23 protein-coding genes, 1 pseudogene and 1 riboswitch are annotated in these 26,372 nt (G+C 34.8%); of the genes and pseudogenes, 9 read left to right on the top strand and 15 right to left on the bottom strand.

Features of this window, described 5'->3' with window-relative positions; translation table 11 throughout:
- Positions 1-25 precede the first annotated feature (25 nt).
- A complete protein-coding gene (gene metA / locus MNO09_RS02705) occupies positions 26-931 on the bottom strand; it encodes a homoserine O-acetyltransferase MetA (RefSeq protein WP_088107527.1) in 906 nt (301 codons plus the stop codon).
- Positions 915-2,213: a bifunctional O-acetylhomoserine aminocarboxypropyltransferase/cysteine synthase gene (locus tag MNO09_RS02700; protein ID WP_088107528.1), complete on the bottom strand. Its 1,299-nt coding sequence runs from the start codon at positions 2,211-2,213 to the stop codon at positions 915-917. The genes metA and MNO09_RS02700 overlap by 17 nt, the downstream gene beginning before the upstream one ends.
- A 93-nt stretch (positions 2,214-2,306) precedes the next feature.
- Positions 2,307-2,411: riboswitch (SAM riboswitch) on the bottom strand.
- Between the two features lie 314 nt (positions 2,412-2,725).
- Here MNO09_RS02700 and MNO09_RS02695 point away from each other — a divergent pair.
- Positions 2,726-3,958, top strand: a complete 1,233-nt coding sequence (locus MNO09_RS02695; RefSeq protein ID WP_000185594.1) for a chloride channel protein — start codon at positions 2,726-2,728, stop codon at positions 3,956-3,958.
- 40 nt (positions 3,959-3,998) lie between these two features.
- Here MNO09_RS02695 and MNO09_RS02690 read toward each other — a convergent pair whose 3' ends face one another.
- Positions 3,999-4,694 (bottom strand): YjjG family noncanonical pyrimidine nucleotidase, encoded by a 696-nt coding sequence (locus MNO09_RS02690; protein ID WP_000760181.1) that lies wholly within the window; start codon positions 4,692-4,694, stop codon positions 3,999-4,001.
- Between the two features lie 106 nt (positions 4,695-4,800).
- On the opposite strand from MNO09_RS02690, the gene MNO09_RS02685 reads away from it, so the two are divergent.
- Positions 4,801-5,472, top strand: a complete 672-nt coding sequence (locus tag MNO09_RS02685; protein ID WP_000868707.1) for a transcriptional regulator YeiL — start codon at positions 4,801-4,803, stop codon at positions 5,470-5,472.
- Positions 5,473-5,534: 62 nt separating this feature from the next.
- On the opposite strand, the gene MNO09_RS02680 is transcribed toward MNO09_RS02685, so the two are convergent.
- The 3 genes from MNO09_RS02680 to MNO09_RS02670 all read right to left on the bottom strand — a co-directional run bounded on the left by MNO09_RS02680 (position 5,535) and on the right by MNO09_RS02670 (position 8,591).
- Entirely contained in the window at positions 5,535-6,161 is a 627-nt protein-coding gene (locus MNO09_RS02680; RefSeq protein ID WP_000246726.1) for an FMN-dependent NADH-azoreductase, read from the bottom strand.
- Positions 6,162-6,351: 190 nt separating this feature from the next.
- Positions 6,352-6,999 carry a response regulator gene (locus MNO09_RS02675; RefSeq protein ID WP_000695794.1) on the bottom strand — a complete coding sequence of 216 codons (648 nt, stop codon included), beginning with the start codon at positions 6,997-6,999 and terminating at the stop codon, positions 6,352-6,354.
- A 20-nt stretch (positions 7,000-7,019) separates the two neighbouring features.
- Positions 7,020-8,591 carry a GAF domain-containing sensor histidine kinase gene (locus MNO09_RS02670; RefSeq protein WP_000485086.1) on the bottom strand — a complete coding sequence of 524 codons (1,572 nt, stop codon included), beginning with the start codon at positions 8,589-8,591 and terminating at the stop codon, positions 7,020-7,022.
- Positions 8,592-8,725: 134 nt separating this feature from the next.
- Here MNO09_RS02670 and pdxK point away from each other — a divergent pair, with 134 nt between their 5' ends.
- Positions 8,726-9,550, top strand: coding sequence for a pyridoxine/pyridoxal/pyridoxamine kinase (gene pdxK / locus MNO09_RS02665; RefSeq protein WP_000174241.1), 825 nt, complete (start codon positions 8,726-8,728; stop codon positions 9,548-9,550).
- 81 nt (positions 9,551-9,631) lie between these two features.
- Here the strand turns inward: pdxK and MNO09_RS02660 are convergent, their stop codons facing one another.
- The 8 genes from MNO09_RS02660 to MNO09_RS02625 form a co-directional block, all read right to left on the bottom strand.
- Positions 9,632-10,690 (bottom strand): GGDEF domain-containing protein, encoded by a 1,059-nt coding sequence (locus MNO09_RS02660; protein ID WP_241950083.1) that lies wholly within the window; start codon positions 10,688-10,690, stop codon positions 9,632-9,634.
- A 146-nt stretch (positions 10,691-10,836) separates the two neighbouring features.
- A complete protein-coding gene (locus tag MNO09_RS02655; protein WP_000919815.1) occupies positions 10,837-11,040 on the bottom strand; it encodes a YbdD/YjiX family protein in 204 nt (67 codons plus the stop codon).
- Positions 11,033-13,111, bottom strand: a complete 2,079-nt coding sequence (cstA, locus tag MNO09_RS02650; RefSeq protein WP_088107529.1) for a carbon starvation protein CstA — start codon at positions 13,109-13,111, stop codon at positions 11,033-11,035. Before cstA ends, MNO09_RS02655 begins: the two co-directional genes overlap by 8 nt.
- A gap of 121 nt (positions 13,112-13,232) precedes the next feature.
- Positions 13,233-13,949: a LytR/AlgR family response regulator transcription factor gene (locus MNO09_RS02645; protein ID WP_000698270.1), complete on the bottom strand. Its 717-nt coding sequence runs from the start codon at positions 13,947-13,949 to the stop codon at positions 13,233-13,235.
- A gap of 226 nt (positions 13,950-14,175) precedes the next feature.
- Positions 14,176-15,375, bottom strand: coding sequence for an MFS transporter (locus MNO09_RS02640; protein ID WP_000521098.1), 1,200 nt, complete (start codon positions 15,373-15,375; stop codon positions 14,176-14,178).
- Between the two features lie 291 nt (positions 15,376-15,666).
- Positions 15,667-16,407, bottom strand: coding sequence for a WecB/TagA/CpsF family glycosyltransferase (locus MNO09_RS02635; RefSeq protein ID WP_000453366.1), 741 nt, complete (start codon positions 16,405-16,407; stop codon positions 15,667-15,669).
- 15 nt (positions 16,408-16,422) lie between these two features.
- Complete coding sequence (locus MNO09_RS02630) at positions 16,423-17,523, bottom strand: glycosyltransferase family 4 protein (RefSeq protein ID WP_088107530.1); 1,101 nt, start codon at positions 17,521-17,523, stop codon at positions 16,423-16,425.
- A 77-nt stretch (positions 17,524-17,600) separates the two neighbouring features.
- Complete coding sequence (locus MNO09_RS02625) at positions 17,601-19,007, bottom strand: O-antigen ligase family protein (RefSeq protein ID WP_000947789.1); 1,407 nt, start codon at positions 19,005-19,007, stop codon at positions 17,601-17,603.
- A 271-nt stretch (positions 19,008-19,278) separates the two neighbouring features.
- Here MNO09_RS02625 and MNO09_RS02620 point away from each other — a divergent pair, with 271 nt between their 5' ends.
- The 3 genes and pseudogenes from MNO09_RS02620 to MNO09_RS30975 all read left to right on the top strand — a co-directional run bounded on the left by MNO09_RS02620 (position 19,279) and on the right by MNO09_RS30975 (position 21,342).
- Positions 19,279-19,911, top strand: a complete 633-nt coding sequence (locus MNO09_RS02620) for a trimeric intracellular cation channel family protein (protein WP_000924376.1) — start codon at positions 19,279-19,281, stop codon at positions 19,909-19,911.
- Between the two features lie 129 nt (positions 19,912-20,040).
- Positions 20,041-20,538: pseudogene (locus MNO09_RS30980) on the top strand (protoglobin family protein); the annotation flags it as partial.
- A gap of 63 nt (positions 20,539-20,601) precedes the next feature.
- The gene (locus MNO09_RS30975; RefSeq protein WP_371399406.1) at positions 20,602-21,342 is read left to right on the top strand and encodes a methyl-accepting chemotaxis protein; all 741 of its coding nucleotides are present in this window, start codon (positions 20,602-20,604) and stop codon (positions 21,340-21,342) included.
- A 93-nt stretch (positions 21,343-21,435) separates the two neighbouring features.
- On the opposite strand, the gene MNO09_RS02610 is transcribed toward MNO09_RS30975, so the two are convergent.
- Positions 21,436-22,749, bottom strand: a complete 1,314-nt coding sequence (locus tag MNO09_RS02610; RefSeq protein WP_001015655.1) for an ArnT family glycosyltransferase — start codon at positions 22,747-22,749, stop codon at positions 21,436-21,438.
- 308 nt (positions 22,750-23,057) lie between these two features.
- On the opposite strand from MNO09_RS02610, the gene MNO09_RS02605 reads away from it, so the two are divergent.
- From MNO09_RS02605 to MNO09_RS02595, 3 genes are all read left to right on the top strand, one after another.
- The gene (locus MNO09_RS02605) at positions 23,058-23,570 is read left to right on the top strand and encodes an acyl-CoA thioesterase (RefSeq protein WP_000412135.1); all 513 of its coding nucleotides are present in this window, start codon (positions 23,058-23,060) and stop codon (positions 23,568-23,570) included.
- 384 nt (positions 23,571-23,954) lie between these two features.
- Positions 23,955-25,409, top strand: a complete 1,455-nt coding sequence (locus MNO09_RS02600; RefSeq protein ID WP_001172393.1) for an oligosaccharide flippase family protein — start codon at positions 23,955-23,957, stop codon at positions 25,407-25,409.
- Positions 25,410-25,437: 28 nt separating this feature from the next.
- Positions 25,438-26,259, top strand: a complete 822-nt coding sequence (locus tag MNO09_RS02595; RefSeq protein WP_000672692.1) for a glycosyltransferase family 2 protein — start codon at positions 25,438-25,440, stop codon at positions 26,257-26,259.
- The last annotated feature ends 113 nt before the right edge of the window (positions 26,260-26,372 follow it).

Raw genomic sequence — 26,372 nt, 5'->3', positions numbered from 1 at the left:
TTGCCACGTGTTACACAATCTTTTTTTATAATACATAAGGGGTTTCTTGATACACGTAATAATTCAGCCAATTAGAGAATAATAGATTCCCATGGCTTCTCCACCTTACAAGTGGTTTCTCATTTGGATTATTATGCTTAAAATAATTTTTTGGTACATCAATATTTAACCCTTTTTGGCGGTCCCGTTCGTATTCTTGCTTTAACGTATCACAACTATATTCACTATGCCCGAGCGCAAACACTTGCCTTCCTTCTTGCCCAATGACAAGGTGAACACCCGCTTCCTCAGAATTTGCTAATAATGTTAAGTCTGTCACCTCTCTAATATCACTCTCTCGTACTTCTGTATGACGAGAATGCGGGGCAAAAAACAATTCATCGAACCCTTGTAACAATTTCACATGTTGCTCACGGACTTCATGTTCAAATACACCGAACATTTTTTCCTTAAGAGGATACTTTGGAACACCATAATGATGATACAAGCCAGCCTGTGCCCCCCAGCAAATATGAAGCGTAGATGTTACATTCTTTTTTGAATACTCCATAATACGTTTAAGCTCTTCCCAATAATCTACCTCTTCAAAAGAAAGAGTTTCAACTGGTGCTCCTGTAATAATAAGTCCATCCAATTTCTCATTCTCAATATCACGAAATGTTTTATAGAAACTCGTTAAATGGTCCTGCGCTACATTGCGAGACAAATGTGATTCCATATGAAGTAAGTGAACATCTAATTGCAACGGTGTGTTGCCAATTAAACGAAGTAATTGCGCTTCTGTTTCTTGCTTTGTAGGCATTAAATTTAAGATAGCAATTTTCAATGCCCGGATATCTTGTGTTTCTGCTCGCTCCTTCGTCATTACAAAAATATTTTCCTTCTGCAACACTTTGCGAGCTGGTAAATCTTTATCAATTATGATCGGCATGTTCTTTGCCTCCGACTAGCGCTGCTTCTAAATCTGCAATAATATCATAAACATCTTCTATACCAACCGATAAACGAATTAAATCTGATGTAACGCCAGCTAGACGCTGATCTTCAGCACTTAATTGTCTATGCGTTGTGCTAGCAGGATGTATAACGCAAGTTCGTGCATCCGCTACATGCGTTACGAGAGTTGCTAGTTTTACATTTGCGATAAATTCTTTCGCTGCTTCTAATCCGCCCTTAATGCCGAATGTTAAAACACCACTAGCACCTTTTTTCAAATACGTTTGTGCTAACGAGTAATTTTCATTGCTATCTAATCCCGGATAATTCACCCATTCAATACGTTCATGGTTAGCAAGCCACTTAGCAACTGCGAGAGCATTTTCACTATGACGCTCCATTCTTAAATGCAGCGTTTCTAAGCCGATATTGCTAATATACGCATTGAATGGGCTCATACAGTTTCCGTAGTCTCTTAATAATTGAACACGCGCCTTCACAATATAAGCTGCTGCACCAAAATTTTGAACGTAACTTACGCCGTGATAACTTGGATCCGGTTCAACAAGTTCAGGATATTTCCCATTTGTCCAATCGAAGTTCCCTCCGTCAATGACAATGCCGCCTAAAGAACTTGCATGACCATCGATATATTTCGTCGTAGAATGAACGATAATATTTGCTCCGTGCTCAAATGCTTGGCATAAATAAGGAGTTGCTAATGTATTATCCACAATAAAAGGTACTTCCAACTCTTTCGCTGCATCTGAAAATTCTTTGAAATTTAAAACGTTCATCGCTGGATTTCCTAACGATTCTGCATAAACAAGTTTCGTCTTATCATTAGCAAGGGCCACAATTTCATCAGCACTTAAATTCGGATTAAAGAACGTAACGTCAATACCAAGCTTACGCAAACTCACTCCAAATAAATTAAACGTTCCGCCATAAACTGTGGAAGAACAAAGCAAGTGGTCTCCGCTACTACAAATATTTAAAACAGCAAGCATAATAGCAGCCTGCCCAGAAGCCGTTGCAACAGCTCCTACACCACCCTCTAAATCCGCTAACTTTTGCTCAAATGCAGCTAAAGTAGGATTTCCAATACGCGTATATATATATCCTTCTGCCTCTAAATTAAATAGCGCTGCTAAATCATCTGAAGTATCGTATTTATACGTTGTACTTTGATAAAGTGGCAAAACACGCGGTTCACCATTCTTTGGTGTATAGCCACCTTGCACACAAATTGTTCCTTTTCCCCATGATTCTCCCATCTCTCATTCTCCTTTCTTTTATACAAAATAAAAAAACTGCTCCTTTCCTGAAAACAAGAAAGGAGCAGTTTGAAAACACGCTCTAAAGGCTCTTTCTTATCTTTCAGGATTATTACCTGCAGGATTTGGCACAATTCCGTTATACGGCTGTTGCCAAGGTTTCATCGGGCCTGTCCCTCCACCTTTTCTTGATAAGACTATGCAATTACCGTTGATTTTATAGCAATAATTTCCTAATGTCAATCAGTTTTTCTGAATGTTCTAAATTAAACACAAAAAATTTGACATGCATAACAAAAGAAATATATTCCATATTCATTCGAAAAAGACCTTTTAAAACCCACGATTACTATATAAAATTAAGTAAGTAGTTTAACTGTATACATTTCAAATTCTCACGAGACCTCAATATATTGAATAAGCCAACATCTCAAAAAGATACTATACATATTCCTTTCACAGTAGCATATTTAATCCTTTCGACATTAAAACTTACATAACGGAGGTATCACATGACAAACACAAAGGACATGCACTATATAATCGTCCTATACGGCATTCTTTTAGGCTCTATAGTAGGAGCTACAGTCTGGCTATTTTTAGTTACAATAAATATCGGCATTCACTTTATTTGGGGATACTTACCTACTATTTTCTCTTCTCCCCCGTATTACACTATTTGTGTAACAACTATCGGTGGTATTCTCGTTGGTTTAACCCAAAAATACTTCGGCACATATCCACGTCTTATGCCGGAAGTGATGGGTGAATATAAAAAAACAGGTAGAATTGAATACCGTTTTGTACATAAAGCTACTTTAACTGCGATTATCGTTTTAATATTTGGAGCTAGCTTAGGTCCCGAAGCAGCACTTGTTGGAATTATCGGTGGACTTTGTACATGGGTAGGGGATCGCTTTACATTTGCCTTAAAAGGAATGAATGAACTAACAGAGGTTGGAATTGGCGCTACTTTAAGTGTAATTTTTAACGCGCCATTATTCGGTTATTTAGCTCCAAATGAAAATGAGGGTGAGCAAATTAACGAATTTTCTAAAGGAAAAAAAGCAATTGTATATTTAGCTACCACTTTCGCTGGCTTTTCCGTTTATATATTACTTAGTAAATTCGATAATCGCGGATCCTTTATCGTTAATTTTGGGGAAGGTTCCCTTTCTCTTAATGAATGGATTGCCTTTCTACCACTTGCTAGTATTGGTGCTATAGTTGGTTTCTTTTATTTCAAATTTGAATTCACATTAGAGAAATTAATCCATCCCTTCAGGGAATACAAACTATCACTTGGAATTATCGGTGGTATTTTATTAGGAATTACAGGAACTTTTCTCCCGTACACGTTATTCTCAGGAGAACACCAATTAAAAGATTTAGTCGTTGAATGGAGTCACTTATCCTTCTGGGTACTACTTCTTTCAGGTGTTTTAAAATTATGTATTACTGCCGTTTGTTTAAATACAGGTTGGCGCGGTGGACATATTTTCCCAATTATATTTGCTGGATCTAGTATCGGATATGCTATAGCTTCCATTATCCCGATAGATCCAATCGCTTCGGTAGCCATCGTCACGACAGCAATTTCAAGCTATGCATTAAGAAAACCAATTGCTATAACATTACTATTACTCATGTTTTTCCCGCTCAATTTACTATTACCAATGCTTGGAGCGGCAGCGATTGGTAATGCATTTCCACTTCCTAAAAACAACGAAGTTACAAACGAATAAAAATAGGCAGTAGGGACAAAAGTTCCACTGCCTATTTTTATTACACACGTTGCTTCAATAACGCGTATAACTCTTCAAAATTTTGTACTTCATATGTTGGCACAATCTCGCTATTATTTGATTTCTTTTCTGGATTAAACCAACAAGTATCAATTCCCGCTACATATCCACCTTTCATATCAGCACTTAACGAATCCCCAATAATGAGCCCTTCTTTAGGAGAAAAATTAGGAATTTGTTCAAAAACATAATCAAAATACTCTTTCATCGGCTTTTGGAATCCTGTATCTTCAGAAACGAAAATATCTTTAAACAAGGCATGTAATCCTGCATTACGTAAACGTTTATCTTGCGTCTTAGAAACACCGTTTGTCACTATATATAAATTGTACTCACTTTGAATTTGATTTATAAATTCAAACGCACCTTGCATAAGTTGGTCTCCTTCTTCTAAGTAGCTACGATAATTATTTTCGAATAATATCCCATCTACCTCTTCCCCGTATTCTTTAAACAAAATCGAAAACCGTGTATTTACGACTTCATCACGGTTGATTTCACCTTCTTCAAAAGCATCCCAAAGACTTTTATTAATTTTTTTATACTGCACTTCAACCTCGCTAGTTAGAGGAATCCCTTTCTCTTCAAAAAGCATACGTAACGCCACTTTCTCCGCCTTTTGAAAATCTAACAATGTATCATCTACATCAAATAGCAATGTTTTATATTTTTTCATAAGCCCTTCACACACTCTTTTCTACAAAAATAAATTTACGTAAATCGTATCATTCCTTCTTGTAAAAATAATAGGAGATATCTCATACTAAACATGAGGTGAAAATATGAAAGTCAGCAAAAATAGCGACGAAATCTCTCATTACATGCAAACTTACAACTTCCATACTTTTTTTTCTTTTGATGTCTTACCTTACGCTGAACTACATTCCTTTCAAAAGAAAGAAAGGATATGTAATGAAGGCGTTGATGTTCCTTATCTTTATTACTTAATTTCCGGGAAAGCGAAAATATATATGAGTCACAAAAACGGGAAGGTCTCCTTAATTAACTTTATTCAAGCACCTTCGTTCATTGGAGAATTAGGATTAATTGGTGTAGAATCCGTTACGAAAACAGTGGAAGTGATTGAAGAATGTATGTGCTTAGCGCTTCCTCTTAAAGATTGTCAGCATCTTTTGTTGCAAGATGCTATATTTCTACAAAAACTATGCAAATTTATCGGCGAAAAAACAATTAGCCGAACAGAAAGTTACGCCAAAAACAATAGCTATCCGTTCGAAAATCGATTAGCGGCGTTTATTCTATTAACAGAACAAAATAACAGTTATACAGAAAAACATACCGAGGCTTCGGAATACTTAAATGTCAGCTACCGTCATCTTTTATATGTATTAAACCAGTTTTGCCAGCAAAATTACTTAACAAAAGACGGAAGAACCTATTACATACAAGATCGAATTCACTTAGAAAAACTGGCTGATGAACTTAAAATATAAAAAAGTAGCATTAACGTTTATATGTTAATGCTACTTTTTTTGAGTGACGATTCTATTTTTAATTAAAATTTGCTTGCTACTTTAGCTGCTTCTTCAAGACCAGCTGTAATGATCTCTTCTGCTTTATCTGGGAATTGGTTATGTCCTTCAATAACTACTGTTTCCATATTTGTTGCACCGAAGAAGCCCATCATGCTTGCTACATATTTAACAGCCATTTCTACTTCAGCTGCTGGACCTTCAGAATATACGCCGCCGCGCGCGTTTAATAATGCAATCTTCTTATCTCCAATTAGACCAACTGGACCTTCTGGCGTATATTTAAACGTTTTGCCAGCTCGGTTTAAATAATCAATATATGTGTGTAGCACTGCTGGAATCGTTAAGTTCCATAATGGGAAACCGAAAACGACTTTATCAGCTTCTAAAAATTGATTTAAATACTTATCAGCAACTGCTACTGCTTTTGCTTCCTCTTCAGTTAAATCAAATCCTTTACCTGCTTTGAATGTACCATTAATCATATCTACGCCTACATATGGTAATTCTTCTTTATATAAATCAAGTTCTACTACTGTATCATTTGGATGTGCTTCTTTATAGTTTGCTAAAAATGCCTCGTATAATTTCACACTAACTGCTTGTTCCGCTGGGCGGTTGTTTGCTTTTACAAATAAAACTGTTGCCATTGTTTTTCCTCCTAGTACTCACTCTTCTGTTGCTATATGCTTTCAAAAAAGGTATCCCTTGTAATTGTTGTTTTGTTGCTTACAAACATATTTTATCTTTATATCAAGACAATTTCGTCCTCACATAGACGTATTTTTCTATAAAAAAAGTCCACCTTCTAAAGGCGAACTAGGTCTTACGACTTTTGTCTTATACAATTCCATTTTTCACTGCATATAATGCTGCTTGCGTGCGATCAGATAAATTCAACTTACTCAAAATACTACTTACATGAGCTTTTACCGTTTTTTCTGTAATAACTAAAACAGAAGCGATCTCTTTATTACTCATCCCTTTCGCTAATAGCTGCAACACTTCATTTTCTCTCGCCGTTAGCACATCCACTTGAATAGAAGGTTCTTCTTCCTTTTCTTCCACAGGTAATGTTTGAGAGAGAAGAGTATTTGCTATATCCGGATGTAATTGAATATTACCTTTATATGCGCTTCGAATAGCTTCAACAAGCTGATCCGGTTCTACATCTTTTAAAATATACCCACTTGCCCCCGCCCTTAACGCTGGTAAAACATGCGCCTGATCAGAGAAGCTAGTTAATACAATTACTTTCACATTTGGATATTCTTTTTTGATGCACGCCGTCGCCTCGACACCATCCATTTCGGGCATATATAAATCCATTAATACAACATCAGGATTCGTCTCCCCTACTTTCACTAACGCTTCTTTCCCATTATTTGCTTCTCCAACTAACGCTAAATCTTCCTGTGTACTTAAGAAAAATGCTAATCCTTTTAAAACGACTGTATGATCATCAACTAACAATACTTTTATTTTCACAAACTTCCCTCATTTTCACATCATAATGGTACGTTTACTTTTACACTTGTTCTTTTCTTATCACTTACAATTTTAATTGTTCCACCGACTAATTCTACTCTTTCGCGCATCGTAGTCATACCGAGTGATTTCTTCTCTTTTACATCCTTTTCTACAAAGCCGTTTCCTTGATCGACTATTTCTAATGATACATTCTTCTCCGTCACTTTGAAATAAATCGCCGCTTCCCTGACATTCGCATGTTTACTTACGTTATTTAAAGCTTCTTGTCCAATTCGCCATAGCGCTTCCTCTACTACGCGCGGCAAATCACGAACACCTGTAACTTGTTCCCGAATTTTCAATCCCAAACTTTCACCATATTGTTTTAAAGCTGGTAATAGTCCTTTCTCTAATCCCGCTGGACGTAGTTGCCAAATTAACGTCCTCATTTCTTTTAAAGCACCTTGCGATAACTCACGTATCTCATGCAAAGACTGATCTACCTTTTCGTTTTTCCCCTTTAAGACGGCTTCGGCACCTTTCGTCATAAAAGTTAATGAAAACAACTTTTGTGAAACAGAATCATGCAAATCTCTAGCTAAACGATTACGTTCTTCCATTCGTACAAGTTCTCGGCGCTTTTCATTTAACCTTAAGTTCTCTATCATTAACGATATATGATTGGCTAACGCCTGTACTACATCTATCGTATTTATATCAAATTCTCCATTATTCGAACTTACACTTAGTACGCCAAATATATGATCTTGAATATGTATGGGAATGGCAATAACTGCACGATTAGGATGTACGATATTCCCAACCTGACTCTTTAACAAAACAGGCTCTTCTTTTTTCAGAGCTTCCTGTGCCGCTGACTTCAAATCCTCTTGTAGCTCATCTATCTTATATGAGGCCCTTACAGCAAGTTCATTTTCTTCTCTAATAAAGAATACAACTTGCTCCCATAAAAATAACTTCCCTATTTGCTTTACAATCTCCTCAGGCAATGCATTAAATTTATGAATCGTCCTTAAAGCTTGAATAAAGCGGTCTAACTTTACATAATAATGAGCCCTTCTCTTTTCATTTTCATACAATTTTGTACGTTTTAATGCTGTTCCAATTTGGAAAGCAACTGATTGTAATAGCACTAACTCTTCTTCAGAAAAATGTGTTTTACCTGGACTAGCCACATTTAATACGCCAAATTCATCTCCCCCCGCTTTTAGCGGCACTGTCGCATGATGCACAATCCCTTCTGTATCTCCCCAGTTATATTCAATCGCATTATTAATTCTCTTACATTCAATAATATTAACGGCTTTCTCTAGTTTCCCTTCCACAAATCGGTGTAAACACCAACAATTCCCCTCACACATCGGTCGTTTATTTTCAAATCTTAATCCCTCTGGTAATTGATAATCAATTAATTTTGTATATCTACCATTTTCATCTGCCAGAAATATCCATCCTGTTGTTAAACCCGTTACATTCAACAGTTTTTCCAACACAGCTTGCAGCACATGATATGTATCATTTGAGGTGTTCAACGTCTCTGCAATCTCTTTTAATATAACTAATTCATTTGTACGATTCTCTTGAAACATAATTCGTCTCCTACATACAAGATTTTAAATCGCCCCTAAAGTAAATCATCTACTTTTCACTTTGTACTTATTCGTAACATTGATATAATGGTGAAAACATAGTTTTCATTATATCACTTGAGGGGGATTTCATAATGACATTAAATAAAGCACTTACTATCGCTGGTTCTGACACAAGTGGCGGTGCTGGTATACAAGCAGATTTAAAAACATTCCAAGAACTTGGTGTATACGGAATGACATCTCTTACGACAATCGTAACGATGGATCCACATAACGGTTGGGCACATAACGTATTCCCAATCCCAGCTTCTACATTAAAACCACAATTAGAAACGACAATTGACGGTGTTGGAGTAGATGCTTTAAAAACAGGTATGCTTGGATCAGTAGAAATTATTGAAATGGTTGCTGAAACAATCGAAAAACATAATTTCAAAAATGTAGTAGTTGACCCTGTTATGGTATGTAAAGGTGCTGATGAAGCATTACATCCTGAAACGAACGACTGCTTACGTGACGTTCTTGTTCCAAAAGCATTAGTTGTAACACCAAACTTATTTGAAGCTTACCAATTAAGTGGCGTAAAGATTAATTCTCTTGAAGACATGAAAGAAGCAGCAAAAAAAATCCACGCTTTAGGTGCGAAATACGTCCTAATTAAAGGCGGTAGCAAGCTTGGTACGGAAACTGCAATCGACGTCCTATATGATGGAAAAACATTCGATCTTCTAGAATCAGAAAAAATTGATACGACAAATACACACGGCGCAGGTTGCACATATTCTGCTGCAATTACAGCAGAACTTGCAAAAGGAAAAACTGTGAAAGAAGCAGTAAAAACTGCTAAAGAATTTATCACAGCTGCTATCCGTTATTCATTCAAGATCAACGAATACGTAGGCCCAACACATCACGGTGCATATCGTAAATTCGTTGCATCAAAAGAACTTGTCTAATATATAAATGAAAACACCCACAGAGTTTATATATTACCTCTCTGTGGGTGTTTTTTATAAGCTCTTCTGGTCATCTTATCTTTAAGATGCAGAACTAACCTGATTTCTACCATTTCTTTTGGAGTAATATAATGCATCATCAGCAGCTTGAATAAATCGCTCTGGTGATTCTTCATACACTGAAATTCCTACTGAAACTGTAATTTTTATTTTTGTTCCATTTAGCAATTGAAATGAATGGTTTTCAACAGCCGTGCGAACTTGTTCCCCCATACGCATTCCATAAGCTAATCCTTTCTGCGGTATCAAAAGCGCGAACTCTTCCCCACCCTTTCGAAAATCCAAATCTGGAAACGTTGAAACTTCTCGTAAAATATGCCCCATTTGTTTTAATACTTCATCTCCCGCAGGATGCCCATACGTATCATTTACACACTTAAAATGATCAATATCTATAAGTAGTAAACAAAGTGAATCATTTTTCATGCGCTTATTACCAATATGACGATTCATCTCTAAATCAAACTGTCTTACGTTTCCTAAACCTGTCAATGCGTCTACCGTTGCGTATTGCTTCATCGTTTGGAATAACTCATTGGATTGTAAAACGTAATTTGCACTTATGAATGTTATGTAGCCTGTAATAATACTAGAAATTAAATATAATCCTACTATGTTAATATCTTTAATTAACCATATATATAGTGAGGGGATTAGAATAGATAAAATATATGTATGTAACCATGCCCACTTTTCTCCTAGAGAAAGATTTAGACGCGAAATAAAGATACTACCTACTCCTATCGCAATAATTGTATAAAAAGCTACTTGAGAAGCTAATGAATAATCCATAAATAATAACCTAGTTACTAAAATCATACTAACAGCTATAGTACTCGCTATCGGGCCTCCAATTATAACAGCTAAAATAACAGCTAAGTAGCGCAAATCCAATAGGATGGTACCAACATGAACACCGAAATACATTAGTAATATACCTAATATTCCAGTAAGAATACCTACTACACATTTCTGCCAAAAAGAGAACCCTTCTTTTAACGGCCTCTCTCTTAAAAGCTGACCTCCAACAAAAATAAAGGAAAGAATAATGGTTGTGTTTACAAATAAATCCCTTAACATAAAATAATCTCCCAACTTTTCTATCTATCCCTTTCCTTATTTTATTGTATACGAGATACCTATAATTCCCAAAGCTTTTTATTTATTTTTTGCTGTTCCACGTGAAACAGCAAAAAATAAAAAAGGACGAAAAGTCGCCCTTTTTATTAACAACACCGTGATATCTTTCCACCCTTTGCATTAAACCTAGCTTCTTGCGCTTCTGCAAAAAATTGTTTTTGACATACAACCTCTTCTTCTGGATGATGCTTTTTCATATGCTCTACATATGTTTCATAACTTGGTACCCCAACCAGTAAACTAATAAAGTGTTTTCTTTGTCCCCATACTTTCTGTAGTCGTTTAAGCATAATAGTTCCTCGACTCACTTTCATCTCTAGAAATATATGGCGCCTCTTTTAGCGGCATCGGCCTATTTCTTAATACTTGAATCCAAATTCGAATTGCAGAAATTAATACAGCGATTACAACTATCATAAAAATCCCGCAAAGCGCTGCATCAATATAATCATTGAAAATAATTTGTTTCATTTGAGCGACATTTTTAGCTGGCGCTAACACTTTTCCCTCATCTAATGCTCCCTGAAACACCTTTGCATGAGATAGAAATCCTATTTTAGGGTTTTCATGAAATAGCTTTTGATAACCCGCCGTCATCGTTACAATAAGCAATCCAACAGTTGGAATAAGTGTCACCCAAACATATGCCTTTTTCCCCATTTTGAACAAAATTGTCGTTCCAAGTAATAATGCAATACCTGCTAACATTTGATTTGCAATACCGAAAAGTGGCCATAATGTATTAATTCCACCAAGCGGATCAACTACCCCTTGGTATAAGAAATAACCCCATCCTAATACGCATAACGTTGTAGCTATTACATTCGCTAATGTAGAATCCGTTTTCCCAAATGGCTTATATACATGTCCTAAAATATCTTGAATCATAAATCGGCCTACACGCGTTCCAGCATCAATTGTTGTTAAAATGAATAGAGCTTCAAAGAGGATTGCAAAATGATACCAAAAGGCCATCATGGCTGTTCCACCTATTACTTGTGAGAAAATATACGCCATACCTATTGCTAACGTTGGTGCACCACCTGTGCGTGATAAAATTGTTTGCTCTCCAACGTTTACAGCGAGATCTTTTAGTTCATTTGGTGTAATAGCAAATCCCCATGAGGAAATAACTTGAGCTGCCTGCGAGACATCCGTACCGATAAGCGCTGCGGGACTATTAATCGCAAAATAAGTCCCTGGTGTTAATACACAAGCTGCAATCATCGCCATCGCGGCTACAAATGATTCCATTAACATTGCCCCATAACCGATTGGCTGTGCGTGTCCCTCTTGTTCAATCATCTTTGGTGTCGTACCTGATGAAACGAGAGCATGGAATCCAGACACCGCACCACAAGCAATTGTAATAAATAAGAATGGGAATAAGTTTCCAGAGAAAACAGGACCTGTTCCATCGATAAATTTCGAAACTGCTGGCATTTGTAAATCTGGTGCTACAATTAAAATACCGATTGCTAATCCAACAATTGTTCCGACTTTTAAAAATGTGCTTAAATAATCACGTGGTGCTAAAAGCATCCAAACTGGTAAGGCCGATGCGATAAATCCATATACAATAAGCATAATAGCAATCGTTTCACCGCTAAACGTGAACATGCTTGCAAGCGTTGGATGCTCTGCTACATACTGTCCTCCAATAAGAGACAGTATAAGTAGAATAATTCCGATTACTGACCCTTCACCAACCCGGCCAGGCCTAATGTAGCGCATGTACACTCCCATTAAAATAGCAATAGGAATCGTTGCTGCTATTGTAAACATTCCCCAAGGACTTCCGACAAGCGCCTTTACTACCACTAATGCTAATACCGCTAATAAAATAATCATAATGCCTAAAATGCCTATCATTGCAATAAGCCCTGTAACAGGACCTATCTCATCTTTAATCATTTCTCCTAAAGATTTACCATTCCGTCTCATCGAAGCAAATAAAATTACAAAATCTTGTACAGCTCCAGCGACAACTACCCCAACAATAATCCATATTGTCCCTGGTAAATATCCCATTTGCGCTGCCAAAATCGGTCCTACTAAAGGGCCTGCCCCAGCAATTGCTGCAAAATGGTGCCCAAATAATACCCACTTATTTGTCGGAACATAATCTTTTCCATCGTTTAATGTATGGGCTGGCGTTTGCCGATTATTATCTAAACCAAATACCTTTCTCGCTATAAATCTACTATAAAAGCGGTAAGCAACTGCATACACACATACCGCAGCTACTAAGAGCCACACGGCATTAATAGTTTCACCTTGTGATAAAGCTATTACACCAAAAGCACCTGCGCCTACTGCTGCAATAACTCCCCATAGTAAAATCGAATTCAATGTTTTCACATACAATCCCCCCAATACTATTGCTTAGTGGGATTGTACTAAATTTTCTGAATATTTAATTTGAATCCTCCTTATCATGAAGGATTTTTAGTTTATCATGTTAAAAAATTCGCATTACCTACTATAATTCAATCTTATTTCGAAGTCGTTTCACATAATTACGACTAACTGGAATCGGTTGCTCATCATATTTATCTAAATACAGATTATATGTGCCATTATAATAAGGTTTTAGTTCTTGTACATATGACATATTAATTAAATAACTTTTATGCACACGTAAAAAATCATATACATTTAGCTTATTTTCCAGCTCCTGAAGTGTATATGTTGAAATATAATGATTATTTGTTGTATAAATTGAAACCGTTTTGTTTTCCTTATTTTTGCTTACATATACAATATCTTCAGGGAAAATATATCGAATTCCCTCTTGACCTTCTATCGGTAGCTTCCGCAAATAACTCTTTGCTTTCTCGCCTTGCTCTTTACACATTCTATATAAAAGGAATTGCAAATCTTCCTCACGAAATGGGCGTAGTAAATAATAGAATGCTTGAAAACGAAATGCCATAATCGACTCTTCTATATCTTCACCCATAAAAATCAATTTCGTATAACAATTTACTTCCCGTAATAAACTCGCATATTCAAAACCAGTTCCATCTAATAATTTTGAATTCAAGAAAACAAAATCTGGTGTATGTTTTTTCATGATAAATAATGATTCTGTTCCCGTATTCGCTTCAAAACATTCTACATTCCTTATATTTTCAGTAAATTTTTCAGCTAAACTTCTTCGCTCTTCTGCTTCTTCCATGATCAGTAAAATTTTCATTTCTTCAACCACCTAATTCGTTTGTCCATATGTCTTGTTGTATACATTCGCTTTTATAAGAAACATTCCCTTTTTCTTACTATACCATTATTTATCTAAAAAAACAGAAAAAAGGAAACCACAACGGTTCCCCCTGACCTTTTATTCCATTATTTGTAGGAAGTAACACAATTGGTGCTGGCTAATAATCAGTGGGGATAAATCCCTCGCCGATTAAAGTTTCACCTTATACTAATTCTCGTTGCTTCGTTTCTTGCCCAAGTACAATTACAGCAACTACGCCAATTAAAATTGATCCACAGAAAATCGTAAATATTAGTGATAGTGAAGCCTGTGAAGCAACTAAATATCCTACTAATAGCGGCCCAAGAATACCACCAATACGACCGAATGCTGCTGCCATCCCTGCACCTGTACCACGAATAACCGTTGGATACTGTTCCGGTGTATAAGCGTATAATGCACCCCAAGCACCTAAATTAAAGAAGGATAGTAACATGCCTGCCACGATTAATACGGTTAATGACTCCGCCACTCCAAACAAGTAAGCACTACATGCTGTACCGATTAAATACGTAACTAAAACGAACTTACGACCAAGTCGTTCAATAAACCAAGCAGCCGTGAAATATCCTGGCAATTGAGCTAACGTCATAATAAGTACGTACTGGAAACTTTTTATTAAACTAAATCCTTTTAATACCATTACACTAGGTAACCAAAGGAACATCCCATAGTAAGAAAAGACAACAGAAAACCATAGAATCCATAACATAATTGTTGCCTTACGATATTCACCAGACCAAACCAACTTTACATTTTCGATAACAGATGGTCTTTTTTCAGCCTTTTGAAATCTTGGGGAATCCGGTAAATTCCATCTTAAATATAAAGCATATAGCGCCGGAACCGCACTCAATACCATTGCAACTTCCCAACCATATTTCGGAATAACAAAATACGAGATAAGAGCTGCAATTAGCCATCCACCTGCCCAAAAGCTTTCTAATAGGACAACTATTTTGCCACGTTCATGTGCTTCAACACTCTCTGATACTAATGTAGAAGCAACTGGAAGCTCTCCGCCAAGCCCCATACCAATTAAAAATCGTAACACAAGGAACATCGCAAGTGTCGTCGTTAAAGCAGTTAAACCACTACCGATAGAAAATAGTAATAATGTAATAATAAAGACTGATTTCCGCCCTATTTTATCTGATAGTATTCCAAAAACGAGCGCTCCGACTGCCATACCAATTGAATTAATGCTGCCTATCCAGCCCATTTCTTGCGTACTTAATCCCCAATCTTTTTGCAATGCTACCATTACAAATGAAAGCATTCCAACATCCATTGCATCAAATAACCATCCAAGCCCTGCTATACCAAGTAGCTTTCGCTTCGAAATTTCCTTCACCTTGCCCACAAGAAGTCCTCCTTACACAGCTGTCTTTACACATCATTTTACATGTGTGAATTGCATAAGTAAAATACTTTCGTGTAAAAAATTCTCCTTCATCATTCCCAAAAAGTAAAATACTTATCCCACTATTTGAGGGCAGTAAGACTCCCACCTCCAAATTTAGCTGAAGCAAAGAGGTTAGATGGAAAATCAACTGCTGTTAAACGTCCGATTGGTGAGGGTTAACCATCAGTGATGGATGAGCAAAGCCTCACTTTATTAAAAATGACCAAATAAAAAAGTAGCGATATTCCGCTACTTTTTCGAACGCATGACTTCTTTTAAAAATTCCGCTAATACTAACTGACGACGCCAGCGCGTTGGATTACTACACAATCTATAAAACCACTCTAAGTTAATCGCTTGAATCCATTTTGGTGCACGTTTTACCTCTCCAGCCCATACATCTAGACTTCCGCCCACTCCAACAGCCATCTTCGTTTCTAAACGATGCTTATTAGTTTGGATAAAGTTCTCTTGTCTTGGGAACCCAAGCGCGACAAGTAATAAATCTGGTTTTGCTTCCTGAATACGAGAAACGATACTCTCTTCTTCTTCTTGTTTAAAGTACCCATCTTGTGTACCCACAATAGATACAGCTGAATATGTCTTCGTTAAATGATTTGCTGCAGCTTGTACAACATGCGGTTTTGCACCAAGTAAGAAAACAGATACCGGTTTATTCTCCTCTGATAGCTTTGCAAATAGATTACACATTAAATCAAAACCTGCTACACGTTCCTTTACAGGTGTACCTAACATACCACTTGCTTTTACAACTCCAATACCATCAGGTGTAATTAAATCTGTATTTAATAATGTTTTATGGAATGCTTCATCCTTTTTTGCACACATAACAATTTCAGGATTTGCTGTTACTACCTGAAAAGTATGAGTTCGCTCCAATTCTAGTTGTCCCTTCAAATATTGGATTGTTTCATCCATTGTCATTGTAGAAAAAGGAACACCTAGAATATCAACCGTTTTTACTTCCATGATTAACTATCCTCTCTATTTCAGTAAAAGTTTTTTATATGCATTATAAGTATCTTCATACAAATTTTTTAGCGAGAAATGAGTAGATGCATGATTATATAAACGATTTCCCATCGCTTCTAATTCACCATTCAACCATTTTTCATAAGCATTTTCTAACGCGTTTGCTAATGAGTCTGCATCACCAATTGGTACAACCCATCCATACGTATCATCAACTATTAACTTTCTCATATCACCTACATTTGTTGCAATAGATGTTAAGCGCTGATTAGCCGCTTCTAATAAAACAAGAGGAAAGCTTTCGCTATAAGAGGTTAACAAATTAATGTGTGCAGATGCATATAATTCTTTGGAATCTGTACGAAAACCTAGAAACATCACCTTATCCTCTAAGCCCTTTTGTTTCACCATCTCTTTTAATTCTGCTTCTATAGGTCCATCACCAAGCAAGAGCACCTTTATATTTTGAATTTTAATTTTTTGTAACGCTTCAAATAAAATATCATGACCTTTAACAGGATGAAGACGTGCTACTTGAACGGCTGTAAATACTCCTTCATCGATGCCAAATTCACTCTTATCATAAGGTTTTGCTGGAGTCTTATCATACTCAATTCCATTATAAACCGTACAAATCTTCTCTTCTGGTACACCTAGTTTTATTATGTTTCTCTTAAAGTTTTCCGTAATTGCAAAGAATAAATCTACCTTCCTGAAAGAACGTAAATTTAACTTCGTAAATACCCATCCTTTTAATCCCCTCTTCATAAAATCCAAAGTTGGATCACTGTGGACAGTCATTATCCATTTCGCTTTTATACCTTTTTTCAAGAGGGAGAGATAGAAATTTGCTCGTGCGCCATGTGTATGCACAATGTCAAATTGATTTTCATTAATAAATGCTTTTATTTTTGAAAGAATTGATAGGTCGTACCGAGATGATTGGGTAAAAACATGCACTTGAACACCAAGGTTTCTCGCCTCTCTAGCAATCGCACCTTCTTCAAATACCATTAATTCCACTTCTTCCTTTGAAAATTGAGATAAAAGTGAAATAATATGTGTTTTCCCCCCACCTTCTTCTGCACCAGCATTCATATGCAACACTTTCATTTCTTACATCCCCCATTTTTTCTTTTTATTTACTATAACAAAATAAAAGCTAACATATGCTAGCTTTTATTTTTCTATCATTCAATTTCCAAGTCAACTATTAAATATGCCATGATTAATACTAAGTAGAAACTCACTCCAGGTGCAATTAAAATATGACCAGCCATGAATGAGATACCTAATCCGAGAAGTATTGCTGCAATCATCATTGCATATTTCACTGTGAATATTTGTTTAAATTTAGTAAATATACATGCAATAAATTTAATACCAAAGTATAAGAATGGAATTACAAGTAAAATAAACCCTATGATTCCGAAAGAATAGAACCAATCGTGGAAGTCACGTTCAATTAATTTCGGCTGTTCTTTATAGTTACCAGCATAACCCATTCCTAATAATTTTTGAGACATTGGGGCTTCATTATAGAAATCTTTATACATCTGTTCAAATAATTGACGCCCACTAAAAATAAGAGCTTGCGTTTCTTCTTTCTTCTCCGCTACTTTTTCTTTTGCTTTTTCTTTCTCTTTTTCTTGCTCTGTCACAGGAGGTTTGTGCTCTTTAGCTTCCTCCTTCTTTTTCTCTTCCTTTTTCACACTCTGTTCTTGTTCAATTAATTGGAAATGGAATCCCATATTTTTCATAAACGGTGAAAAAGGTGTATATGCCAATATGCCTACAAATACAGTTATTGCAAGAAAACCATTCAATAAATAGGCATGTTTCTTTCCATCTTTACGCTGTGTAAATGCTTGAATAAAGCACATAACAACTGCGATAGCCATTGATCCAAAGATTGCTCCTACGCCAACCTTTGTCCCAATTGCAAATAGTGAATAAACAACTAAAATTGAAGGAATCCAATAGTACGCTTTACCTATACTTTTTGTTTTTTCGATTGAATACAAAATAACAATTGGACACATGATGGCTAAAATAGATCCTAGCTCGTTACCTGCATAAAACCAACCGCGTGATCCTAACTTTACCCATTCATAACTATTATAATCTGTTCCAGTAGTAATCGAAGCTACCATCACTACTCCTATAATTAGCGACGCATACGTAATATAGTCACGCATTTTTGAATTTGAACGGCTTTTCTCTTTTAAAGACTTAAATACAAACACATAACAAGTAAGCATAACAAACGGATATAATGCTTTTGCTATAAACTTAATTTCCTCTGAAAGTACCATAGGATCTTTTGTAAGCTTGTTATTTACCAATCCGATGGTGAAGACTATTCCTACTAAAATTATATACAATATATATTTTATATTTCCTTGTTTCTTCGTTTGAATTAAAATATATATCCCGCTTAGGAACATAACGAATAAGCGTGTAATAACTCCAATGGTCGTATCAATTTTTAAAACCATTATACAGAATGCTGTGAGCAAATCTAAAATTGGTTGCAACAAAATAAAGATTAATAGGAAATTTTCAAATTTATTACTTTTACTATTTTCGCTTAACATCTAGAACCTCCATAACTATTACCTAATTTCAATCTATACTGTTAATATTTTTTTCTTATCTCAAATATTTATTATAACATATATTTTTTAATTAAACGTCTCACATTTCTCCCCAATCTTACCTTATAGAAAAAAGCATATTTGCATTTTCAAGCGCTTTCTTTCCTCATTTTTTCTTTTTTTCTACATGTAAAGAAAATGCATTGTTATTTACATAACTTTAGTGTATATTTTTTCTCTGGAACATCTTTAGGAGGAAGGGATTACAGCAATGTTATTAATCGACATATTTACGTTTCTTGGCATTATCGCCGCTGCTATTTCCGGTACATTAGTTGGTTTAAAAAAAGATTTAGATTTATTCGGTGTCCTTTGTTTAGCTGTAGCCACTGCGCTCGGCGGCGGTATTATTCGTGATATTATGATCGGTAACCTGCCTCCTGTCGCATTTGTTAAACCCATTTACTTTTTTGTAAGTGTATTATCAGCATTATTTACTTGTATGTTTTTTGAGCGTATTAATAAACTGCAAGTCGTTATTATGCTTTCTGATGCTGTTGGCTTAGGTGTTTTTACAGCCATTGGTGCAAATGCGGCAATGTCACATCATGTTGACGCCTCATTTTTAGTTGTTTCAATGGGAGTCATTACAGGTATTGGAGGCGGTATTTTGCGTGACATTTGCGCTCAAGATATCCCCTACGTATTCCGAAAAGAGATTTACGCAATCGCTTCTATCTTAGGAGCAATTAGTTTCCTAATCACATATGCAATGGGGGCACACGTACTAGCTTTCTATGTTTGTTTATTAGTAACATTCATTATTCGTGTTGTCACTGTAATATATAATGTACATTTCCCAGTTTTCTTTAAAACACATGCTAAAATTAATAAAGGCCATTAAGAGAATTCTACATAGAATTCTCTTAATTTATATACTATTCTACACACTAATATAGAGTAATTGCATATAAAAATATATAATTATATTAGAACTAAAAATGAAAACGCTTTATACACAGGGGGAAGAACGATGCTTGGGGTTTTTAAAAAACATACAAATAAAACAAACGCCAGTATACTTGAATTAAGTAAGGATCAAAAAATCACCTTTAACGTGCCTACTAATTCTGAACTGAAAATTCAAATGGATATGCTACATATTTCAAAAGAAGATTTACAAATCGTAAAGGTACTACAACCCTTTATTTATGAAGAAATTGATTGGATTACGGAAAAATTCTATGCCAATATTACAAAGCAGCCTAATTTAACTACTATTATTGAACGTTATAGCTCTATTCCAAAACTAAAGCAAACTTTAAAAACACATATAAAAGAATTATTCAGCGGAGATATGCACGAAGATTTTATTGAACAACGTGTTAGAATTGCCAAAAGACATGTACAAATTGGTTTACATAGAAAGTGGTATACAGCTGCTTATCAAGAATTATTCCGCTCTATCATGAAGATTTTGCAAACAAAAATTACAACAATTGACGATTTTTCTTATTCTATAAACGTAATAAACAAATTATTTACCCTTGAACAAGAGCTCGTTATTGCGGCCTATGAATATGAATATGAAAGAATGCAAAAAGAACATGAAAAAGAAAAAGAAATAACAGCTATGACCATTACGCATATTGCAACAGAACTAGCATCTGTATCTGAAAAAACGAGTGCTTCTATTCAACAGTTAACCGCTAAATCTGAAACTATTGTAGAAATTGCCAAAACAGGTACATCATTAGCTACAACATCAGAAGAAAAAGCGAATAAAGGGAAAGAACAATTAAATCAACAGAATAAACGAATGGAATACATTCAAACAAACATGGAAACGATTATTACAGATACTCATGAACTTCTCGATATTTCTAACAAAATTAACGAGATTATAGACATTGTAAAATCAATTGCAGAGCAAACAAATTTGCTCGCACTAAATGCTGCTATTGAATCTGCACGTGCTGGGGAATTTGGCAAAGGCTTTTCTGTTGTAGCTGGAGAAATTCGCAAGTTATCAGAGCAAACGAAAGAATCTATATTCAACGTTACAAAGCTCGTTGAAAAAACAAATGAACAAATTGTTCGTGTCTCTTCTTCAGTGAAACAAATTAGCTCCCTCGTATCTGAGGGAACGGATAGTATGTCTGCAACAGATCAATACTTCCAAGAAATTGTAAAAGACATGTCTAACTCGAAAGAACAGAATAAAAAAATTGAAAATGAGCTAGAAACCATTTCACAAGTAATGAAAGGAATTCAAGACGATTCCTCAAAAATGGCTCTAACAGCTGATAGTTTACAACTAGAACTGAATCGATAGGGTGAAGCTTATGTCAGTAGAGGTTCTTCATCTCTGCTGACTCTTATTTCTCATCTTCCATTCATACAAAAAAGAATCCAAACTGGATTCTTTTTATTTTCTGAAGAATATTTTTTGACAATACACATAACTCATATAAACACCAAAGCTTTGTAAAATAAACAAAGCTGGCACCATAAGGTTGTAATATGCCATATCTACTTGGAAGAGCCTTAACATTACGTATCCGCTAATTAACAAAACGAACAACATATACCCTTCGTTTTGTTGTTTCTTAATAAGAAAGTGTAATAAAGCTATAGACATAAATAACGTTACCGCTATATATATAAGTTTTTCACATTTAAATAGAATAGAATGTATTCCCTCACCTGAGAATTGATTAATTACTGGCTTTAAAAGTTTAAATCTTTCTTCTTCAATCTCTTTTAGCTTTTGATCAATATGCTCTGTTACGCTTTGGTTCTTTGTTGTTTTTTCCTCATTTTTACTTTTTCCAATTAAAACAGATTGTACATACGTCTCATTTGAAATTGTATATTGTGACATTCCCATCGTTTGAATTCCATAACTCACACCAAAATGGGCACTATAAAATAGAATAAGTATCCCTATCATCTTTAATAATACTTTTTGCTTCATTGCTGTTTGAAAGAGTTCAATTAACAACACATATACAGCAATAAAAATAGGAAGAAATAATCCCATTGGGAAAATCATATTACTGCATGCAAATAAAATTGCTGAAAGTACCCACATATAAGGATGATCTAAACCTTTATATAAAAGTATGTAGCAAGCCAAATAAAATAAAAATATTGCGAGCGATTCTGATGTTAATAAGGAACTCATAAATATATTCGGAATATATAAAGCGTAAAATACAGAAGCAATACGGCCGCATTCTTCTCCAAAAATCATTGCTGCAATACGATAAATGAAAAATGCAGTCCCTGTGCAAAATAAAATATTGAATAACTGCAATGCAAATACTGTATCACCAAATACACGAATAATAATTGATTCATAAATAATAAAAGGTAACTGCGCTACGTTCTCTATGTTATTACCAATTGCAATCTGCTTTGCAGACTCAAACATAGCTTTCATATCACCAATTATCGGAACGTCTACAAATAGAACCATACTAAGTCTCACAATTATAGATGTACTCATAAGGAAAACAAGAAATTGTTTATCTGTAAAACGATACTGTAAAATTGATGCCACTAACAGCATGAGAATAACAAAAATAACCAATACAATTGTTACACTTGTTGTACTGTCGCCAAAAAATTGTTTACTTGTTTCAAACGCTGACCAACAACTATAAACAAAAAATGCGAGCATCGCACCAATCATTATTTTACTGAAAAAAGACGAAAAATTTGTTTGTATATGATTCATATGTCCATTGCACCTCTATTTCCATTCATAACAAAACGATTCTATCATGAATAGGTACACAGCTGATAGGGAATTTCTATGACAAATACAGGGTCCTAATTTTTTCACTTGCAATGTAAGCGAATCCTCTTTTACACTACACTTTATATAGTAATAAATTTTCTTTCAGTTACATGAATACAAATACAGAAGTTTTACTAACCCTCTTCTGGAATTCTTTACTTCATTAAATATCTATCGATTTTTATTTGTACTCCACTTACAATACATGTCATTCTGATTGAAAACAGAAAATAGGGGCTGACCATATGGAAAAGAAATTCATGCGAGAATCCAAAGCAATTAAAACAACACGTGTTTTTCCGAATGATTTAAATAATCATCAAACACTTTTCGGAGGAAAATTATTAGCAGAAATTGATAGTATCGCTTCAATTGCAGCTGCAAGACATAGCCGTAAACATTGCGTAACAGCATCTATCGATTCGGTTGATTTTTTAACTCCAATTCACCAAGCAGATTCTGTTTGTTACGAAGCATTCGTATGTTATACAGGAAAATCTTCAATGGAAGTGTTCGTAAAAGTAATTGCAGAGAATTTATTAGCAGGCGAACGTAGAATAGCTGCAACATGTTTCATTACATTCGTTGCATTAAAAGATGGAAAACCTTCTTCTGTTCCACAAGTGCTACCTGAAACGGAAGAAGAACATTGGCTACACACAACTGGTTCTGAACGTGCTGAAAGTAGAAAAAAAGGACGTGTAAAAAGCAAGGAAATGGCTGAAGTTCTAACTTTAAGTAAACCTTGGAGTATATAGGCCTTCACCATTAAAATATCTTCTGAGCGAATACTATCATGTATTCGCTCATTTTTATAAGAGATTCCACACCTTCATACAACCATTACCCCTTTTCACACATATTATGTAATATTTTTATACATACCTGCTCAGCCTTAGCTTTTTTTAATGAATAAAAACCCATTTATAATAGGGTTCTATGCCATCAACAGTTGATTTACAAAGTTTATGTAGGGTACACTTATACGGGTGGTCAACAAAACAATTTAAGGATTTGTAAACAGTGTAGAAAACACCTTACACTTCATTATATTGAGAGAATTAACTCTAGTGAAAAAAACCTTACTATGACATAGCAAGTATTTTAATGAAACTGGATTATTTTAATGGAAAGGTGAAATTATGCAGAAATCAATTGCTTCAAATATTTTTTATAAAATACTGCTCAACACGTTTAATATTATACTTCCAATTTTAGTTGGTCCTTACGCATATCGAACGTTAGGAGCAAGTTCAATTGGAACCGTTAACCTTGCTGAAACTTTTTTCAATTACTTCTTCGTGTTCGCCGTATTTGGTGTATATCAATATGGTTTACGTGAAATTAGCTTAATTAAAAACGATAAAAAGAAAGTTTCTAAGTTATTTACAAGTCTCTATGTAATTAACTTCACAACTAGTATTTTGGCTTTATCAGGCTTTGTGCTCTTTAGTTATATTGGATACGGACATGAAAGTCTATTTCCTGTTCTTCTTATTTTCGGTTTTAACTTTATATCTAATATGTTTTATGTGGAATGGTTCAATGAAGCATATGAAAATTATGACTTCATCACTAAAAAAACAGTTATCGTTCGATTAATCTATGTTGTACTTCTTTTCTCTTTCATTCATGGGGTCGACGATTACAAAACATATGCTGGTTTATTAGTATTATCGACATTTTTAAACCACTCTATTAGCTTTATATATGTGAAACGCCAAGTAAAATTTGATTTTTCCGACTTAACGATTATTCCTCATTTAAAACCGTTACTATTAGTCTTGATTTTTTCAAATGCTAATATTTTATATACTCAATTAGATCGTCTTGTTTTAGGGGTATATGTTGGAAAAGAAGAAGTTGCATATTACGTAATGGCTTTTCAAATTATGATGATTATTAATACACTTATGTTAAGTGTTGTACAAGTAACCGTTCCAAGACTGTCTTACTTATCAGGGAACGCATCTGAAATGGAATACGAATCATTATTAAACAAAATTTCAAAAGTATATTTCATTACCCTATTCCCCGCCTCAATTGGTTTAATGCTCATTGCTCATGGTGCTGTTGTTATTTACGGTGGACAACAATTTGCTGAGGCTGGTAATACATTAATTGTTTTCGCCTTCTATATGATTACAGTCGGTATTGAGTCCATTTTATCGAATCAAATTATTTATGTAAAAAAGAAAGAAAGCATTTTAGTGCGATTTTTATTCATTTGTGGATTTATCAACTTAGCATCCAATATTGCACTAATATATTTCCATGTACTTACACCAACAACCGCAATTTTCACAACAACAATTGCGAATTGTTTCTTAATCACATTTGAATATATTTATGTGAAAAAGAAATTAAAAGTGAATTATACGTTATTCGATATACAAAAACTTAAATATCTATTTTATTCACTAACATTTGTCCCGATAGCATTCGTTATTGATATGCTCGTATCTGGACAAATACTACAAGTTATCCTAGTAATAATGACGTGTGGATTAACATATGCTCTTATCCTCTTTATAACAAAGGATGAAATTCTCTTTTCACTACTTGAAAAGATATTAGCACGATTCAAAAAAGCTTAAACGCAATCTCTAAAAGGAGCTGTTAAACTTGAAATTTTCTTTAATCATGGCTACTTGTGGCAGACGTGATGATATTCTTGACTTACTAAAATCACTTGAACAACAAACTTACAAAAACTTTGAACTTATCGTAGTAGATCAAAATGATACGCCAATCTCTGATTTATTTGATGCATATAAAGATAAATTTTCTATTCATTACATTTATACACCTATTAAAGGACTATCGAGAGCTCGAAATGCAGGTTTAAAAGTAGCAGATGGTGATTTCATCGCTTTTCCAGATGATGATTGTATTTATGAAACAAATGTTTTAGAGAGTATATTAGAAACTTTCAACTCTAATAAAGATGTTCATTTCATCTCAACAAACACTACAAATGTGGAAGGTACAGGTTCTTTAATACACGCACCGAATTCAGATATTATTTTAAATAATAAATATGGATTCATGGGACCTTCTTTCACACTATTCTTCACAAAACAATTTGTACAAGATGTAGGTACATTTGATGAAGATTTAGGTGTTGGTTCTGGAACGATTTATGGAGCTGGTGAAGAAACTGACTTTGTACTACGTGGTATGAAACAAAATTATACTGGTTTATTTAGAAAAGAACTGTTCGTATATCATCCTGTAAAAGAGGAAATTATTAATGAACAATCATTAAAACGTGCTATTTCTTATGCTGGTGGTTTTGGTAGGGTTATTCGCTTACACTATGGATTCCCCTATTTCTTACGTGCTGTCGCTGCCGCATCATTCCGTATGACACAAAACATTTCTAATGATAAGCGGAAATTCCACGCCAATCGCTTACGCGGTATTGTTCGTGGATATTTAAAATAAAAAACAAGGTGTAACCACTTTTATTAAATGGTTACACCTTATTTTTTATTTCTCTTGCATCGCTTATTTCTTGCAAAGCAATCCATCATTCTTTGTAATCGCATCCCCACTGG

It is taken from the genome of Bacillus sp. N5-665 (assembly GCF_022637375.2).
Classification (GTDB): domain Bacteria; phylum Bacillota; class Bacilli; order Bacillales; family Bacillaceae_G; genus Bacillus_A; species Bacillus_A wiedmannii.
Note: the sequence above shows the minus strand (reverse complement) of the source record. Positions and strands in the feature narration are given on the sequence as shown.

What these genes read in the sequence shown, in the direction of transcription:
- metA (WP_088107527.1), bottom strand. Translation starts at nt 931, where the DNA reads ATGCCGATCATAATTGATAAAGATTTACCAGCTCGCAAAGTGTTGCAG.
- MNO09_RS02700 (WP_088107528.1), bottom strand. Translation starts at nt 2,213, where the DNA reads ATGGGAGAATCATGGGGAAAAGGAACAATTTGTGTGCAAGGTGGCTAT.
- MNO09_RS02695 (WP_000185594.1), top strand. Translation starts at nt 2,726, where the DNA reads ATGACAAACACAAAGGACATGCACTATATAATCGTCCTATACGGCATT.
- MNO09_RS02690 (WP_000760181.1), bottom strand. Translation starts at nt 4,694, where the DNA reads ATGAAAAAATATAAAACATTGCTATTTGATGTAGATGATACATTGTTA.
- MNO09_RS02685 (WP_000868707.1), top strand. Translation starts at nt 4,801, where the DNA reads ATGAAAGTCAGCAAAAATAGCGACGAAATCTCTCATTACATGCAAACT.
- MNO09_RS02680 (WP_000246726.1), bottom strand. Translation starts at nt 6,161, where the DNA reads ATGGCAACAGTTTTATTTGTAAAAGCAAACAACCGCCCAGCGGAACAA.
- MNO09_RS02670 (WP_000485086.1), bottom strand. Translation starts at nt 8,591, where the DNA reads ATGTTTCAAGAGAATCGTACAAATGAATTAGTTATATTAAAAGAGATT.
- pdxK (WP_000174241.1), top strand. Translation starts at nt 8,726, where the DNA reads ATGACATTAAATAAAGCACTTACTATCGCTGGTTCTGACACAAGTGGC.
- MNO09_RS02660 (WP_241950083.1), bottom strand. Translation starts at nt 10,690, where the DNA reads ATGTTAAGGGATTTATTTGTAAACACAACCATTATTCTTTCCTTTATT.
- MNO09_RS02655 (WP_000919815.1), bottom strand. Translation starts at nt 11,040, where the DNA reads ATGCTTAAACGACTACAGAAAGTATGGGGACAAAGAAAACACTTTATT.
- MNO09_RS02645 (WP_000698270.1), bottom strand. Translation starts at nt 13,949, where the DNA reads ATGAAAATTTTACTGATCATGGAAGAAGCAGAAGAGCGAAGAAGTTTA.
- MNO09_RS02635 (WP_000453366.1), bottom strand. Translation starts at nt 16,407, where the DNA reads ATGGAAGTAAAAACGGTTGATATTCTAGGTGTTCCTTTTTCTACAATG.
- MNO09_RS02630 (WP_088107530.1), bottom strand. Translation starts at nt 17,523, where the DNA reads ATGAAAGTGTTGCATATGAATGCTGGTGCAGAAGAAGGTGGGGGGAAA.
- MNO09_RS02625 (WP_000947789.1), bottom strand. Translation starts at nt 19,007, where the DNA reads ATGTTAAGCGAAAATAGTAAAAGTAATAAATTTGAAAATTTCCTATTA.
- MNO09_RS02620 (WP_000924376.1), top strand. Translation starts at nt 19,279, where the DNA reads ATGTTATTAATCGACATATTTACGTTTCTTGGCATTATCGCCGCTGCT.
- MNO09_RS30975 (WP_371399406.1), top strand. Translation starts at nt 20,602, where the DNA reads ATGCAAAAAGAACATGAAAAAGAAAAAGAAATAACAGCTATGACCATT.
- MNO09_RS02610 (WP_001015655.1), bottom strand. Translation starts at nt 22,749, where the DNA reads ATGAATCATATACAAACAAATTTTTCGTCTTTTTTCAGTAAAATAATG.
- MNO09_RS02605 (WP_000412135.1), top strand. Translation starts at nt 23,058, where the DNA reads ATGGAAAAGAAATTCATGCGAGAATCCAAAGCAATTAAAACAACACGT.
- MNO09_RS02600 (WP_001172393.1), top strand. Translation starts at nt 23,955, where the DNA reads ATGCAGAAATCAATTGCTTCAAATATTTTTTATAAAATACTGCTCAAC.